The organism is Pseudarthrobacter sulfonivorans, from assembly GCF_024391045.1.
GTDB classification, from domain to species: domain Bacteria; phylum Actinomycetota; class Actinomycetes; order Actinomycetales; family Micrococcaceae; genus Arthrobacter; species Arthrobacter sulfonivorans_B.
In genome coordinates this window covers 42,264-58,219 of the sequence record NZ_JANFCZ010000019.1, presented here as the reverse complement: position 1 = coordinate 58,219, position 15,956 = coordinate 42,264, and the positions used below count along the sequence as shown (strand labels likewise).

Genomic DNA, 15,956 nt, shown 5'->3' with positions numbered 1-15,956 from the left:
CAGCCTGTTTAAGGGCCTATCCCGTTTATTAGCGGCCCCTCCCGTTTGCCTCGCCGGCTAGAGCGCCACTCCGTGATCCCCGGCTCAGTGGTCCCCGGCGTCGTCCGGCCCGGATCGGAGCGCCCGCTGCACGAGCGGGAGCACCTCGGTACCCAAAAGCTCGATCGCTTCGAGTACCGTCCGCTGCGGGACGGATGAGAAGTCCAGCTGGAAGATCTGCCTGTCGTGCTGCAGGTGCCGGTGCATCCTGACGATTTTTTCGGCCACCTGTTCCGGGTTCCCCACGAACAATGCGCCGCCGGGAGCGGTCTCCATGTTGTAAGTGACCCCGCTCGGAGTGGGGAAGCCCCGCTCCGCCGAGAGCCGGCGCATGGTATCCAGCCAGTACGGCTGGAAGGTCTCCTTGGCGCGGCCTCTGGCAGAAGCGTTGTCAGCCAGCACCAGCCCCGGCGCGCTGACCCCCACTTTCAGCGGGGCGTCGCCGTGCCCGTGTTCGACGGCGGTCTGCCGATAGAGCGCGGCGTGCCGTTCGAAGTTCCGGACCGATCCACCCAGCAGCGCATACATCACGTTCAATCCCAGGGACGCGGCGCGGGCGGATGACTTGGGAGTTCCGCCGGTGGCAATCCAGATATCCAGCTCGCGCTTACCATCCGCTGCGGGGAAGGGTCGGGGCAGGATCAGTGCGTCGTCCAGGCCGGACCGGAACCGGCCGGTCCAGGTCACGTGTTCCTGCGCATTCAGTTGGAGCAGCAGCGCCAGCTTCTCCTCGTACAGGGCGTCATAGTCCTCCAACCGGGCACCAAACAGCGGATAGGACTCGATGAAGCTACCGCGCCCCGCTGTCAGTTCCGCGCGTCCCTTGCTGATGAGATCGATGGTGGCGAACTGTTGGAAGACCCGCACCGGGTCCTCGGTGCTGAGCACGGTGACCGCGCTTCCCACCTTGATCTGCGAGGTCTGCGCTGCGATGGCCGCCAGCACCGTGGAAGGCGATGTGACGGAATAATCCGCGCGGTGATGCTCGCCTACCCCGAAATAGTGGAGCCCCACCTGGTCCGCCAGCCGGGCACGTTCCAGGAGGTCATGCAGGTTCTGCTCCGGCGAAATCCTGGCGCCGCTCACGGGATCGCGGTGGATGTCCCCGAACGTAAATACTCCCAGTTCCATGCGTGCTACCGGGAAAACCTCAGCGTCACCAGCTGGAACGGGCGAAGAGCCAGGCTGACAGCGCCTTGCCCGGCCAGCGACACCCCGGGCGGGTCAAGAGGGCGTTCCAGGAGGTCCGTCGCCTGGACGTCCTGCACCGGGAAGTTTGCCTGGACCACGCCGGCCGAGCGCTGGCCCAGGGATTCGTAGAGCCGGACCACCACATCGCCCGAACCATCCTCGGCAAGCTTCACGGCTTCAACCACCAGGGCACGGTTATCCACCGTGAACAACGGTTCCACCGCATGGCCGCCCCGAACCAGGCGCGGCGCCAGGTTGGTGCGGTACCCCTCCTCCACGGCGTCGGCGATTCCGGCTCCGGGACGGATGGTGACCGTCAGTTCCTGGTGTCCGCGGTCCGCAGCTGGGTCGGGGTACTTGGGCGCCCGCAAGAGGGAGAGCCGCACCGACGTGGTGGTTCCGCCGTCGGCCTCCCTGACATTCCTGGTGACATCGTGGCCGTAGGTGGCCGAGTTTGATATCGCCACGCCGTAGCCGGGTTCGGCCACGTGGATCCAGCGGTGCGCGCAGATCTCGAACTTCGCCGCCTCCCAGGAGGTGTTGGTGTGCGTAGGCCGGAAGACATGCCCGAACTGCGTTTCGGCGGCGGAGCGGTCCGCCTTGACGTCAAGCGGGAAACCCAGCTTGAGGAGTTTCTCGCTTTCCTGCCAGTCAACGGCAGTGGTGATTGTCAGGGAGTCGCTGCCGCGGTCGAGGGAAATCCGCTGGGTGACCGGCGACGAGCCGGCCATCCGCTGCACCACCAGCACGGCGCTGTTTCCGGCGTGCTCCAGCCGGACATCCTGAGCGTCTGTCAGGGCCGTGACGTTGCGGCGGTAGAACTCATCGATGTCCCAGGCGTCCCACTCGTTGGGGGTGTCCCGGTGCAGCTCCAGCAGGTTGCCGCGCGATCCGGGGGCGATGGCTTCGCGGCCCGAGGCGTAGTCTGTGAGCGACGCGAGCAGGCCATCGCCGTCCAGGACAGCCCTGATGATGCCGTTATCCAGCACAAAACCGTCATCCACCCTGGCAGCCTGCACAGGCTGGCCGTGGACCGCAGGCTCGGCGGCCCCAAGCGCGGGGACGCCGTTGCGCAGGTGCGGTGCGGCGTTCAGCAGGTAGGTCCGTGAACCTTCGCCCAGCAGGGCGGCGGCCGCCTGTCCGATGATCGTTTCGAGGCCGGCGCTGATGGCGGCGTAGTTCCGTTCCGCGTCCTGGTGGACCCAGGCAATGGAACTGCCTGGCAGGATGTCGTGGAACTGGTGCAGGAGTACCAGCCGCCAAAGGCGTTTGAGTTCGGCGGCAGGGTAGGTGAAGGACGTGCGGACGTCGGCCGTGGCACACCAGAGCTCGGCCTCCCGCAGCAGGTGTTCGCTGCGCCGGTTACCCGCTTTGGTCTTGGCCTGGCTGGTGTAGGTGCCACGGTGCAGTTCAAGGTACATCTCCCCCACCCACACGGGCAGGGCGGCATAGCCTGCTTCGGCGTCGGTGAAGAAACTTTCGGCGGAACCTACCCTGACTTTGGGGGAACCTTCCAGGTCCGCGGTGCGGCGGGCGGCGGCCAGCATTTCACGGGTGGGTCCGCCGCCGCCGTCGCCGTAGCCGAAAGGCACCAGCGAGGTGTTGGCACGCCCATGATCGCGGAAATTCCGTTCGGCATGGGCCAGCTCCCGGCCGCTCAGCTCAGCGTTGTAGGTGTCCACCGGCGGGAAGTGCGTAAAGAGCCGAGTGCCGTCGATGCCTTCCCAGCTGAAGGTGTGGTGCGGCATCCGGTTGACCTGGTTCCACGAAATCTTCTGCGTCAGGAACCAGCGGCTTCCGGCTGCCCTGACGATCTGCGGCAGGGACGCGGAGTAGCCGAAGGAATCCGGCAGCCAGGCTTCGCGGCATTCGACGCCGAATTCCTGCAGGAAGAAGCTCTTGCCTTCAACGAACTGGCGGGCCATGGCCTCGCCGCCGGGCATGTTGGTGTCCGACTCAACCCACATGCCGCCCACCGGAACAAACTGGCCTGCCGTGACCTTCTCCCGGATCCTGCCGAACAGTTCGGGGTAGAAATCCTTCATCCACGCCAGCTGCTGCGCCGAGGAACAGGAGAACACGAAATCCGGGTCCTCATCCATCAGCGACACAACATTGGAAAAGGTCCTGGCGCACTTGCGGATGGTTTCCCGAACCGGCCACAGCCATGCGGAGTCGATGTGGGCGTGACCGGTGGCCACCAGTTGGTGGGCCGAGGCATAGGCAGGCCGGGACAGGACTCCGGCCAGGGCCGCCCGGCCGGCGGCGGCAGTACCGGCGACGTCGTCCGGGTCCATGCAGTCCATCATGCGTTCGAGCGCGCGCAGGATCTCGTGGCGGCGGGGCAGCTCCATGGGAAGCTCATGCATCAGCCCGGAGAGGGTCCAGACGTCCTGCTGCAGTTCCCAGACCGACTGGTTCAGCTCCGCAATGGCGATCCCGCCGAGCCGGTACTGGGGTGCCGTGCCGGCCGTCGCCCTATCCCCCAACGGGGTGGCCGCGAAGGTCCAGCCCTGGGCCATGTCGGGGTTGGCTGCGGCCTCAACGTAGAAGTCAACGGCCATGCCGCTGCCCAGTAGCTTGAGCGGGATGTATTGGTTCCGCGGCGAAATCGCCTTGATGATGGTGCCGTCCGGGCGCCACGCGATGCCTTCGCACTGGAAGCCGGGGGCTTCGTTGATAAACCCGAGGTCCACCACGATCTCCGCCGTGGTGTCCGGGCCGGTGCCCCAGCCCTCAGGAACATCGCCCTGGAGCCGGATCCACTTGGTGCCCCACGGCCGGCCCCAGGCCGCTCCGTGTTCCTGCGGTTGGAAGTCGTGACGCAGCGCTTCCATCACGGTGACCGGCTCGCCCGGCGCGTCCCAGCTGCTCAGGGTGAGGGGAACGCTGCGGCTGTAGACGGCGGGGTTGATCCGTTCGCGGACAAACCGGGCAAGTCGGACTTCGGTAATCCGGCGGTCGTCATGCACTGTGAACCCTCTCAAATACGTGAATTGGGGTAGTCGAATGCGGACAACGCCGTCCAATCGATGGATAAAATCTACCGGCTGGTAGCCCAATAGCCAAGTACCAGTTCCGCGTCCCGGGGCGGCAGCCGCCAGCTTATCCGGCGACCCCGGCTGCGGTGTCCGCTGCCATCTCGGGGGAAGGTACGGTGACCCTTGCCTGGCCGGCGTAGACGTTCATGCTCGTGCCGCGGCTGAACCCTGCAAGGGTCATCCCGCTGGCCTCCGCCAACTCCACGGCGAGGCTCGACGGCGCGCTTACTGCCGCCAGGATCGGAATCCCGGCCAGCGCCGCTTTCTGGACCAGTTCGAACGATGCCCGGCCGGATACCTGCAGGACCAGCCCCTTGAGGGGCAGCATCCGCTCCCGCAGCGCCCAGCCCACTACCTTGTCCACGGCGTTGTGGCGGCCCACGTCCTCGCGCAGGCACAACAGCTCCACGCCGCCGTCGTCCCCTATCCGGAAGAGGCCTGCGGCGTGGACGCCGCCGGTGGTGTCAAAAACCGCCTGCGCCTCCCGAAGCCGGTCGGGCAGGCTGGCCAGAACGTCGGCGGGTACGGTCAGGGGGTCGGCTGCGGGGCTGTAGCGGGAGGATTTCCGTACGGCCTCAATGGAATCCGTGCCGCAGATGCCGCAGGAGCTTGAGGTGAAGACGTTCCGCCCGGTGGCGGGCAGTTCGACGTCGGGGCGCAACTGGGCTTCCACCACGTTGAAGGTCTGAACACCATTTTCATCCTCACCGGCACAGAACCGGAGCGAGACCAGCTGTTCGGGAGCCCAGATGATTCCCTCGGACACCAGGAATCCGGCCACCAGGTCAAAGTCGTCACCGGGCGTCCGCATCGTCACGGAGAAGGACAGCTGGCCGAGCCGGATCTCCAGCGGCTCTTCTACGGCGAGGACGTCCTCACGGTGGCGGATGGGGAACTCCAGGGCATTGGGCGAACCGTCCAGGACGTATTTGTGCACCTTGCGGCGTTGGGTGACGCGTCCCATCAGCGGGCCTCCAAGCTGTTCATAGGTCAATCATCGCACCACGGATGATCCGGCGCAGAACGCCCGGACCAGTCCGCCGGCCTCCCTCAGCCGAGCAGGGCGCTCCAATCCACAGGGCCGCCGGGCTTTGCGGCATCCTTTCCCGTGGCCTTGGTGGCGCCCTTGGCCGCCGGCCGGGTCTTGGGCTTGGCGGCCGGTTCGGGCACCGGCAGTGGCGGGCCCCAGGGCAACGCGAAGGCGGGCACGGGCTCGCCCAGCTGCACTCCGTGCGGCGGCACCACCATCACGCCGTGCGCCGACGCCAACCCGCGCATCATCCCGGACCCGGCGTGCTTGGCCGGCGAAGCCATGCCGTAGAGGAGGCGGAAAGGCATCAGGCGCGTCCGGCCCGGTTCCGGTTCGATGGTGGTGCCGCAGGGGACGTGCAGGAGGGGCGGCATGGCGCCGTGGCCCAGGGCTGCCAGCAGGGGCTGGCCCACCGTGGACAGCGCCATCATGGCGGCCAGCGGGTTGCCGGGCAGTCCCAGCACAAAGCGTCCGTCCGGCAATTCGGCCAGGACGGCCGGGTGGCCGGGACGCATGGCGATGCCGTCGATGATGAGCCGGCCGCCCAGTTCCGCCACGGCCCGGCGCAGGTGATCTGTCTTGGAGACTCCGGTCCCGCCGGTGGTGATCACGACGTCGGCGGGCAGCGCGGCCGGGTCCGGAACCTCGGGTGCGAGGTCCTCGAGCCCCGCCAGCCAGTCGGAATAGGAGTCCCCGATCCTTTCCTGGCCGGCGTAGAGGCCGCCGAGCATGTCCACCACGGAGGCGAGCTGGGGGCCGAACGTATCGCGGACCTGCCCCGGCTCGGGCAAACCCTGGGCCACCACTTCGGATCCGGTGAGCAGGAGCTTCACCACGGGCTTCCCCCGGACCAGCAGGTCGTCATGCCCGGCCAGGGCGGCCACAGCCAGGTGTGCCGGATTCAGCGTCACGCCGGCCTTCACCAGGACGTCCCCTTCAGCCGCTTCCTCACCGGCTTTCCGGATGTGCTGTCCGTTCCGGGGTTCGCCGGGGCGGGCGGTGCCGCCGGTCAACAAAATGGGCAGTCCGTCCTCGTCAGTGCCCAGCACCGCGCTCTCGCTGCGCAGCACCGCCTTGGCTCCGGGCGGGATCAATCCTCCGGTGACGATCGGGCTGGCCTGATGCGGGGCCAGCCGCTGGCGTGGCTCCGCGACAATCCACGGGCCGCTGCCGTTGACCGCCCACCCGTCCATGGCCGAGGACGCGTAGTGCGGCATGTCGTGCAGCGCCGTGATGTCTTCGACCAGGACCCGGCCCACAGCCTGGCTGAGCGGGACCCGCCCTGGCGGAATGGGAGTGGCACTGTCAAAGGCTGTTTGGCGCGCCTCATCCCACGTGTGGTCCAGGTGCGTTGCGTGGGCCTCCGGCGGGGGCGTGGAATTCTGCGGGTCGGGGCTCCCGGCTTCGTCGCCGGGGGCGGTGGTCATTCGACGGTGATCATTCGACGGAGGCCCCGGCGCTTTTGGCAGCGGACGCGTCGGCAGCGGACTCGGCGGCTGCGGCAGGCGCGGCAGTGCCGGCCGCGGTGGCATCAGAGTCGTAGTCGGCGGCCAGTCTCCGGGCACGGTCCATGACCGCCGCCATGGCTGCGGGATCGGGTGCGCGCCCTGATCCGGCTGCCAGCCCTGCTGCCAGACCGGCAATGAAAGTGGTCAGCGGCGCGGCCGGCCGCACTACTGAATGGGCCGCAATTCCGGCCAGCGACAGGATGGCGTTGACGTCAATCTGCACGTCCTCCAAGTCATACGCCTGCAGCAGGGACCTGGACCACTCCTCCAGTGTCTCGTCCTGGCTCTTCACGCTTTGCCTCCCAATTCTTCTGCGGCCGCATTGCTCCGGAATCCACCGAGTGGATCAGGGCCGGCCACCCCAAGGGTGGCGGCATCGTCCCAGGTGTCCACGTCTGCCGTGGAGCCGGCCGGAACGGCGACAGGCTTTAGCTCAAGACTAGCAAGGAGTGCCCGCACCGAGCCGTTGATTAAGTCACCGTTGGCGGCCAGTTCTGCCACCGCCCGTTGTAGCGCAGCTGTGCTATACAAACCCACCAGTGGCTGCCGGCGGCCGTCCTCCGAGACAGCCACCACCCCGTCCCGCTCCCCCGCCGGACCGGCCGTGCGCAGCCCCTCCTGCAGGGCCGCCACGGCCTGGCGGACATTGGGCATGTCGCAGGCGAGAAGCAGGGTCAAGGGCGGCCTGCTGCCGCCGGCTTTCCCGAGTGTTGCGAGCCCGGCGGCGATGGCCGCGGCCGGACCGCCAAACGGCGGTTCCTCGCGGCAGGTGAGGGTTCCAGGCGGATTTTGCCCGCTGTCCGGACCCACGACGACGACAGCCCGGGCGCCTCCGGCAGCGGCGACCGAACGGCGTAACAGCGTTTCGCCGTCGTACGTCAGCGCCTGCTTGGGGACACCGCCCAGGCGCGCCGAACGGCCGCCCGCAAGAATGAGGGCATCAAAGTCCACCGGGTTCGCATCCACGTGCCCAGCCTAGCCGTGCCGGACCACCCAAAGTACTGGACGCCGCCCTTCTGGAACCTGCCTGCGGTGCAGGAGCACCGCTCGTTCAAGAGCGCGGCTGCTTAGGAAGGGTTCAGGCCGCCCGCTCCGGCAGCAGGAACGGATCCCACGCCGGCGTCGGCTTTTCGAGTTCCTTGATCTGCCAAATGGTGCCGTGCGGGGGTTCAGGCACAAACCTCAGCTTCCAGCCCATCTCGGCAGGGGTGTGATCGCCCTTGCTGTTGTTGCAGCGAAGGCACGCGGCCACAAGGTTCTCCCACGAGTCGGCACCGCCACGCGACTTGGGCTGGACGTGGTCGATGGTGTGGGCGCCCTTGCCGCAGTAAGCACACCGGTGACCGTCCCGGCGGAGGACACCACGGCGGCTGACCGCGGTGCTCTGGTTATATCGCGGGCGGATGTAGCGGTTCAGGAGAATCACGGACGGGCGGCCCAGGATCTCCTGCGGTCCCACCACGGGGTCATCGCCCTCGGCGATCACGCTGGCCTTGCCCGTGAGCACAAGCACCAGCGCCCGGCGGAAGGTGACTACCGCCAGCGGTTCATACCCAGCATTCAGAACGAGAGTGCGCATGCACTTACCTCTTCGTGGCCGCACCCGTCAGGGGCACGAGGGCCGGCTGCCCCCGGCATATCCGGGCTATGGATCGACACCACAAGAGTAAACAAAAAATACCCGGATAAACTAATCGCCCGCTCTGACTTTTCTGACGTGTCCGGACCGGCGGCTCCCCGCCCCGTCCCTGCCGGGCAGGAGACAGCAAAGGACCCCCGCCGTCAGGCGGGGGTCCTTTGAAAGTTTAAGCTGCTGCTAGGACACGCGGATGAAGACCGGTCCCGAGCCAACGTTGGCGCTGAACACAACGGTCTGGTTGCCGTTGAAGCCGCCATGCACTGCCTGGCCGTTGCCGGCATACACTGCGACGTGGGCCATGCCGGCGCCGCCGTCTGCGTAGTAGATCAGGTCGCCGGGCTGGGCTTCAGCTGCGCTGACCCGGGTGCCGAGGGACAGGTAGCCTGCGGGCCAGTCGTGGAAGTGGATGCCCACGGCTGCCAAGGAGTTGGTCACCAGCATGGTGCAGTCCTGGTTGACGCCCAGCTGGGCGTACGCTGCGGCGAGGATGGCCTGTCCCTTGCTGCTCGCGGCCACCGGGGCGGAGGGAGTGGACGCTGCTACCTTGATGGCGGCTGCGGGCCGGGCCGTCTGGACGGCCGGTGCTGCCGGAGCCTCAACCACGGGCTCGGGCTCTGCAACAGGAGCCGGCGTGGTGCTGACTGCCGGCTTCTCGTAGGAGATGGCAATGGTGGACTCGGCCGAAATGACAGCCGGAGCCGCGGACTCAACGCCGATGCTGGAGGCCGGAGCAGCTTCGCGCTGAACATTCGTGTCAGCGGCGTTGGCCGCGATCCCGCTGGTCAGGACCAGGCCGGAAGCAGCGGCGATAACCGCGGCCTGACGGCCCATGCCGCCGGCGTTGTCGCCGACTGCCTTGGCAATGACAGCCAGCGAGTTGGTCTTGGTGACCTCGGCGCGGTGCCGTGCAACAGTTGCACGAGTAGTCATTAATATTTCTCTCTTTCGTGTTCCTCAGGACCGCGGTAGCAGGCATAAGGGCTTTGGACGCGCCGGCATCTTGGGGGCAGGCCGGCACGCCCCGAACGGGGATTCAGTGTGGGTTTCCGCGAGGAAGTGTCCCTGCGGCGCAAGACCGCAGGGACAAAGATGCAGGGAAGTTAGCGCGCCAGGGTGAAGTACGAGGACGTGCCCGTAGCCGCCGCGGCGTGCAGCATGGTGCCCTGCGACGGGTTCAGCGCGCTGATCATCATGCCGTTGCCGACGTAGATGCCAACGTGGGCGCCGCCGTTTTGCATGACCAGGTCACCCGGGGAGGGGGTGGAAGTGGGCCGCATAACGGTCCAGGCGTTGGTGCGGGGAATGCTGATCCCGGCCTGGGCGTAGACCCACTGGGTGAAGCCGGAGCAGTCCCAGCCATTGGGAGTGGTGCCGCCCCACAGGTAGGGGTGGCCGATGCCGGTGTAGGCAATGGCTGCCAGACCCGACGCCGCCGCGGAGGAAACGGAATCCGCGAGCTTGGCCGATGCGTCCTTGGTGACGTCGGCGGCCTGGGCTGCCGTTTCCGTCGCCGTGGACTGTGCACGGACCCGCTCAATAACGGGCGCGGCGGTGGTCTTGACTACCGGGCGCTCGAAGGAAACGGTGGCGGTGGGTGCGGCGGTCACGGCAAGCGCGGCCTGTGCGGATCCCGACTCGGTGGATGCGGACACACCGGCGGTGGTGTCCGCGGCGTTGGCCGGAAGCCCCATGGTCAGGATGAGACCTGACGCGGCTGCGATGACGGCAGCCTGGCGACCTACGGTCCCGGCATTCGCACTGACAGCCTTGGACACGGAGCCCAACGGATTGGTGCGAACCGGTTGCGCGCGGTGGCGCGCAGAATTATGGCGTGAAGACACGAAGGTAGCCTCTCCCAAAGCCTGCGAGGTGAGCTGTCGGATTCGGATGGGAGTTCACCCGGCCGCGCCGCTTCCTGGGAAGCTTTGCGACTTAACCCCAAGGCCTTCAGATTCGAAGACCAAAATTGGTTCCCCCGCCCCTGCCAGACGATGTCATGCGAACGGACCTTGAGCGGTGGCAGAGCTAGGCAATCCACTCAAGAACGTCAACTTCGGAAAAGTTGACGCGCTTTAGACGGTACAGGAGTTCGGAGCCAATGTCACATTCAGGTCACGGCATGTCCCGGCGATTTGAGAGCAGGCCATCATTTTGGCTTAGAGCCAGCCTGTGGGGTCAACCACTTCGCCGTTGACCTGGACCTCGAAGTGGAGGTGGCAGCCGGTGGAGGCGCCGGTGGTGCCGCTCAGGGCCACAACCTGGCCGCGGGTCACTGTCTGGCCAACCTTGACGGAAGCCGAAGACAGGTGGTTGTAGGTGGTTTCCAGGCCGTTGCCGTGGTCAATCACCACACGGTTGCCGCCGCCATACTGATGCCAGCCGACGAACGTCACAGTGCCGCTGGCCGCAGCGAGGACCTGCGTTCCGCACTGGGCCACGTAGTCCTGGCCACGGTGGAAATCGCCTGTGCCGCCGGTGATGGGGCTGACGCGGTAGCCGAACGGTGAGGCGGTGATTAGCTGCGCCAGGGGTGCGCCCAGGCTGCCGGCGGAGGCTGCGCGGGTGATGGAGCCGACCGACTGCGCGCTCAATAGCTGCTTCAGCTTGCCGTCCGGGTCGCCCTGCGTGACAACGGAAGAGCGGCTGAAGTCAATCTGGGCGGCAGCCGCGGCCGAAACTTCAGGCTGCGGAGCAGCGGATACGGCCGAAACGGAGTGGCCGGCCTGCTGGTCTGCCATCACCGGGCCTGTTGCCGGAACGGTCACGGTCAGCAGCAGGCCCGTTGCGGCCAGGGCGATGCCGGCCTTCTGCCCAACACCACTGGCGGCCGCGAAATCGGTGACCTGCCGGAAAGCACCCCGGCGTCCCCGGCGCGCTTCGCGCTGCGGATCGCGGGGCCTCTCCGCGGTGGGGTCCCCGGCCGCACGTGGCGCCGGCACGGGCCCCGCCGCACGGCGGCGGCCCCTGGAGTGTTGCGTGGTCAAGAATGTTCCTCTCTGGAAAGCCTGCGAAGTTAGCTGTCGGATTCGGGTCAGAGAGTTCAAAGACCCGGTCCGCCGGTGCAAGCACTCGGCGCAGAAGTACCCCGTGGGGACTCTTCGCTGAAAGTGGCTTGCTGCTGACGGACTTCACCCCAAGGCAGCCTTGCGACTGCCGGTTGTGGTTCCCCCGCCTCTGCCAGTTGGTGATTCGTGCACCTGATCCGCTGGCAGAGCTCGGCTCCGGATCAGGTAACGCTTTTATATCGACGCTTGGGTTAAAACTATAGGCGATCATAACGGGCAGTAACAATTCCGTTATATTTGCGGAACGGCAGAAAGTGCGCTAACGCCGGAGAGGATCGGCAGCGCCACAGGCCCGCTATGCCATGCTGTGACGGGCTTTAGCTGGCGGACTTTGGCTGACAGGCTTTGGCTGACGGACCTTAGCTGACTGAGACGAAAACGTGGGCCGCAACTTCAGGCGGCAGTTCGAGCGCGCCTTCGATCCCCGGAACCCGCACGGAAATGTATTCGCCTACCCGCTCCAGGGAGACGGCCGCTCCGGGCCTGATTCCGCCTTCGTCGAGCTGCACCAGCAGCTCGGGCTCCACCTGGATGGGTTCGGCCAGCCTGCTGACCGTAACGCTCGACGTCGGCCCGTAGCCGCGCATGGCGTCAACGAGATTAATCACACCGTCCTCGGGGAGGGCGGCTGCTCCGCCCAGCGCCGCAAGCCCGGGGATGGGGTTTCCGTACGGCGACTTGGTGGGATGGTCAAGGAGTTGGTAAATGCGCCGTTCCACCCGCTCGCTCATCACGTGCTCCCAGCGGCACGCTTCATCATGTACGTAGGCCCAGTCCAGGCCGATCACATCAGCCAGGAGCCGTTCCGCCAGCCGGTGCTTGCGCATCACCTCGGTGGCGCGCTTGCGCCCGGTCTCGGTGAGTTCCAAATGGCGGTCCCCGGACACCACCACGAGCCCGTCACGCTCCATCCGGCCGACGGTCTGGGACACGGTGGGACCGGAGTGGCGCAGCCGCTCGGCAATGCGGGCACGAAGGGCAACGATGTTCTCTTCTTCAAGCTCCAAAATGGTTCGAAGATACATCTCCGTGGTATCGATCAGATCCGTCATCCAGCTCAGCTCCTCGAGCACAGTACCTTGCGTTGACCCACCGTATCGCGTTCAAGCCGCATCGAGGTCCAGTAAAAAGCTTAGCCTATTTTGAGTTTGTCCGAATAATTGCCGGAAGCCGCGAATCGTCTCATTGGGCAGACTATGACGGTGCCGGTTGCCGCCCGTTCCAGGGTTTCAGGCAGAATAAACACGGCCCTCGTTGCAGTCGCCGCTGACTGCCGGCCACCCCACCGTCCCGGACGCCGACCGCGTCCATGCCGAAATTGGAGCCCCTGTGAGCGAAACCAGCATCACTATTCCTGCCGATCTCCTGCCCAAGGACGGACGCTTCGGCGCGGGACCTTCCAAGGTCAGGCCGGAGCAGCTGGAGGCACTCGCGGCAGCGTCCAAGACCATCCTGGGCACATCCCACCGCCAGGCCCCGGTCAAGAACCTGGTGGGTTCGGTCCGCGAGGGCCTCAGCCAGTTCTTCCGTGCACCGGAGGGCTATGAGGTTGTCCTGGGCGTCGGCGGGTCCACCGCATTCTGGGACATCGCCAGCTTCGGCCTGGTGGACAAAAAAGCACAGCACCTGTCCTTCGGTGAGTTCGGCTCAAAGTTCGCCTCCGCGACCAACAAGGCGCCCTTCCTGGATGCCTCATCCATCATCAAGTCCGAGCCGGGCACCCGCCCGGAGGCCCGGGCCGAGGCCGGCGTCGACGTTTACGCCTGGCCGCAGAACGAGACGTCCACTGGCGTCGCGGCTCCCGTCCAGCGCGTTGCAGGTGCCGACGCCGGTTCGTTGGTGCTCGTGGACGCCACCTCGGCCGCCGGCGGGCTGGATGTGGACGTTGCCGAGTCGGATGTGTACTACTTCGCCCCGCAGAAGAACTTCGCGTCCGACGGCGGCCTGTGGCTTGGCCTGTTCTCCCCCGCCGCCCTGGAACGTGCCGCGCGGATCAAGGCCAGCGACCGCTGGATCCCGGACTTCCTGGACCTGCAGACGGCCATCGATAACTCCAGGCTGAACCAGACGTACAACACACCCTCGCTCACGACGCTGGTGACCCTGGACGCCCAGGTCCAGTGGCTGAACAACAACGGCGGACTCGACTTCGCCAGCAAGCGCACCGCCGACTCTGCCGGCCGGATCTACGCGTGGGCCGAGGCATCCGAATACGCCACCCCGTTCGTGGCCAGGGCCGAGGACCGGTCCAACGTCATCGCCACCATCGACTTCGACGACTCGATCGATGCCGCCGCGATCGCCAAGGTGCTGCGCGCCAACGGTGTGGTGGACACCGAGCCGTACCGCAAGCTGGGCCGCAACCAGCTCCGGATCGCCACGTTCGTCGCCATCGAACCGGACGATGTTTCCGCCCTGCTGGCAAGCATCGACTACGTGGTGGGCGGACTGCGCAAGTAAGTTCCGCGCGTCGTGAGGCGCACTCGCTAGCGTTCGACGGCGTCGTCCGGGTTTTGGTCCTGGGCGGCGCCGTTTGCTGTGTCCCCCATATGGGTGACGGAGCCGCCGGACTCCTCCAGGTGGGAGACGATGCGGAAGTAGCGGAGGCCGCGGGCGCGCTTATTGAACGTGAGCCGGAGCTGCTGTGCCCGGATGATCCACACCATGCCGATCAGGGCGGCGGTGATCCCCGAGGCAGCGGCCACGGACAGCGACCAGCGGGGCCCTGCCACGTTGGCCACCCACCCCACCAGGGGCGCCCCGATGGGCGTGCCGCCCATAAAGATGGCCATGTACAGGGCCATGACCCTGCCCCGCATGACCGGATCGGTGGTGGTCTGGACGTAACCGTTCGCGCTGGTCATCATGGTGATCGCAAACAGCCCCACCGGCACCAAAGCTACGCCGAACCAGAAGTAATCCGGGGCCAGCGCGGCCAGTCCGGAGGTCACACCAAACGCAGCGGCCGCGCCGAAGATCATCCGCAACCGGGGTTTGCCCCGGCCGGCGGACAGCAGGGCGCCGGTGACGGATCCGATCGCCATGATCGAATTCATCAGGCCGAAGGCGCTGGCATCCAGCCCGAATTCAGTGCCCACCATTGCGGCGATGAACAGCACGAAGTTCAGCCCGAGCGTTCCCACAATGAAAACCGCCACCAGGACCACCACGATGTCCGGCCGGAACCGCACATAGCGCAGCCCCTCCCGGATGCGCCCCTTGCCGGCCGCTGCGCGGGGAAGCTGCCGCAAGGACGCCGTCGGGATCCGCCACAGGCTCACGAGCATGGCCAGGAACGTGGCCGTATTGATCAGGAACACCCAACCGGGGCCGACTGCCACGGTGAGGATCCCTGCCACCGCGGGCCCGATCATGCGGGCAACGTTGAACGAGGCGCTGTTCAAGGCGACGGCGTTGGGCAGGTAGTCGTCGCGGACGAGCTCGGAAACGAAGGTCTGCCGGACCGGCGCGTCCAGCGCGGACACCATGCCCAGCAGCAGGGCGAAGCCATAGACATGCCACAACTGGCCGAGGCCAAGAACCACCAGGACGCCCAGCCCGGTACTCAGCAGGGCCATGGCCGACTGGGTGATGATGAGCAGCTGTTTGCGGCTGTAACGGTCCGCCACCAGTCCGGCAACGGGAGCCAGGAAGAGCTGGGGTCCCAGCTGGAGTGCCATGGTGATGCCCATGGCACCTGCGTCCTGATCCGTCAGGTGGTCGAACACCAGCCAGTCCTGGGCCGTCCGCTGCATCCAGGTTCCAATGTTGGAGACCAGGGCGCCGAGGAACCAGATCCGGTAATTGAGGATGTGCAGGGATTTGAAGGTGGACATCATGGCCGGCCTCCGTGCTGTTCAACCCTGCGCGTCGCCAACTGCCTAGTCAGCCTCGCCGGCAGGTTCGGTATCGCCTGCAGGTTCGGGATCGCTTGCTGTGTCCGCGTCCTGTTCCTCGTGGCCGGCTGGTTCTTCTTCCATGGCCTGGGCGTCCTCAGGACGGACGCGCTCGGCCCACGGCACCCACTCCGGGGAGAGGATGGAGTCCGCGGACGGGAGAAGGCCCAGCTCGCTGACGGTAACCACTTTGGAGCGGGAGTTCCGGGTCACCACCGCGTACCATTGCCAGCCCTGGTAGCCGGGCAACTTTGATTCGAAGAGGTGGGTGACCAGACGGTCGCCCTCGCTCTTGGCCGCGATGTGCGCCCCGATGTCCGATGCCGCCGTGATGCCTTCGATGGCGGTCCGGGCCACGTCGACGGCAGCCGCGAGGAAAGCATCCGGCTTGCCGGTCCGCCACACGGGCACGCCGGCGCGGCGTTTGGCCTCAGGCTTGGCGCCCGGCTGCGCAGCAGCGGGTGGTTGCGCCGTAGCGGCATGCTCCCCAGCGGGCGCCTGCTCCCCTGCCATGGTGTCCGGCTGTTCAGCTTCCGGGTTCATCGCC

Annotated in this window: 14 protein-coding genes and 2 riboswitches; of the genes, 1 reads left to right on the top strand and 13 read right to left on the bottom strand. The window is 66.7% G+C overall.

The genetic code is table 11. From position 1 onward, the window contains the following. Positions 1-84: 84 nt before the first annotated feature. The 11 genes from NQJ30_RS13215 to NQJ30_RS13165 form a co-directional block, all read right to left on the bottom strand. Positions 85-1,170 (bottom strand): LLM class flavin-dependent oxidoreductase, encoded by a 1,086-nt coding sequence (locus NQJ30_RS13215; protein WP_255770395.1) that lies wholly within the window; start codon positions 1,168-1,170, stop codon positions 85-87. A gap of 5 nt (positions 1,171-1,175) precedes the next feature. Then, positions 1,176-4,202, bottom strand: a complete 3,027-nt coding sequence (locus NQJ30_RS13210) for an alpha-mannosidase (RefSeq protein WP_255770394.1) — start codon at positions 4,200-4,202, stop codon at positions 1,176-1,178. 133 nt (positions 4,203-4,335) lie between these two features. Continuing rightward, positions 4,336-5,235, bottom strand: a complete 900-nt coding sequence (gene fdhD, locus NQJ30_RS13205; RefSeq protein WP_255770393.1) for a formate dehydrogenase accessory sulfurtransferase FdhD — start codon at positions 5,233-5,235, stop codon at positions 4,336-4,338. Between the two features lie 86 nt (positions 5,236-5,321). Beyond that, positions 5,322-6,728, bottom strand: a complete 1,407-nt coding sequence (locus NQJ30_RS13200) for a molybdopterin molybdotransferase MoeA (RefSeq protein ID WP_255770392.1) — start codon at positions 6,726-6,728, stop codon at positions 5,322-5,324. Positions 6,729-6,738: 10 nt separating this feature from the next. After that, positions 6,739-7,101: a DUF6457 domain-containing protein gene (locus tag NQJ30_RS13195; RefSeq protein ID WP_255770391.1), complete on the bottom strand. Its 363-nt coding sequence runs from the start codon at positions 7,099-7,101 to the stop codon at positions 6,739-6,741. Continuing rightward, positions 7,098-7,775 (bottom strand): molybdenum cofactor guanylyltransferase, encoded by a 678-nt coding sequence (mobA, locus tag NQJ30_RS13190; protein WP_255770390.1) that lies wholly within the window; start codon positions 7,773-7,775, stop codon positions 7,098-7,100. The genes NQJ30_RS13195 and mobA overlap by 4 nt, the downstream gene beginning before the upstream one ends. 112 nt (positions 7,776-7,887) lie before the next feature. After that, positions 7,888-8,388 (bottom strand): HNH endonuclease, encoded by a 501-nt coding sequence (locus tag NQJ30_RS13185; RefSeq protein ID WP_190991504.1) that lies wholly within the window; start codon positions 8,386-8,388, stop codon positions 7,888-7,890. Between the two features lie 237 nt (positions 8,389-8,625). Continuing rightward, complete coding sequence (locus NQJ30_RS13180) at positions 8,626-9,378, bottom strand: C40 family peptidase (protein ID WP_255770389.1); 753 nt, start codon at positions 9,376-9,378, stop codon at positions 8,626-8,628. Positions 9,379-9,548: 170 nt separating this feature from the next. Beyond that, complete coding sequence (locus NQJ30_RS13175) at positions 9,549-10,223, bottom strand: C40 family peptidase (protein WP_255770424.1); 675 nt, start codon at positions 10,221-10,223, stop codon at positions 9,549-9,551. Positions 10,224-10,293: 70 nt separating this feature from the next. Next, positions 10,294-10,466: riboswitch (cyclic di-AMP (ydaO/yuaA leader) on the bottom strand. 138 nt (positions 10,467-10,604) lie between these two features. Continuing rightward, on the bottom strand, positions 10,605-11,432 hold the full coding sequence (locus NQJ30_RS13170) for a M23 family metallopeptidase (protein WP_255770388.1): 828 nt from the start codon (positions 11,430-11,432) through the stop codon (positions 10,605-10,607). A 3-nt stretch (positions 11,433-11,435) separates the two neighbouring features. After that, a riboswitch (cyclic di-AMP (ydaO/yuaA leader) is annotated at positions 11,436-11,654 on the bottom strand. Between the two features lie 218 nt (positions 11,655-11,872). Then, entirely contained in the window at positions 11,873-12,565 is a 693-nt protein-coding gene (locus NQJ30_RS13165; RefSeq protein ID WP_255770387.1) for a metal-dependent transcriptional regulator, read from the bottom strand. Between the two features lie 277 nt (positions 12,566-12,842). On the opposite strand from NQJ30_RS13165, the gene serC reads away from it, so the two are divergent. Next, entirely contained in the window at positions 12,843-13,973 is a 1,131-nt protein-coding gene (serC, locus tag NQJ30_RS13160; RefSeq protein WP_255770385.1) for a phosphoserine transaminase, read from the top strand. A gap of 26 nt (positions 13,974-13,999) precedes the next feature. On the opposite strand, the gene NQJ30_RS13155 is transcribed toward serC, so the two are convergent. Beyond that, positions 14,000-15,349 carry an MFS transporter gene (locus NQJ30_RS13155; protein ID WP_255770423.1) on the bottom strand — a complete coding sequence of 450 codons (1,350 nt, stop codon included), beginning with the start codon at positions 15,347-15,349 and terminating at the stop codon, positions 14,000-14,002. Between the two features lie 45 nt (positions 15,350-15,394). Further along, positions 15,395-15,952, bottom strand: coding sequence for a DUF3027 domain-containing protein (locus tag NQJ30_RS13150; RefSeq protein ID WP_255770384.1), 558 nt, complete (start codon positions 15,950-15,952; stop codon positions 15,395-15,397). Positions 15,953-15,956: the final 4 nt, after the last annotated feature.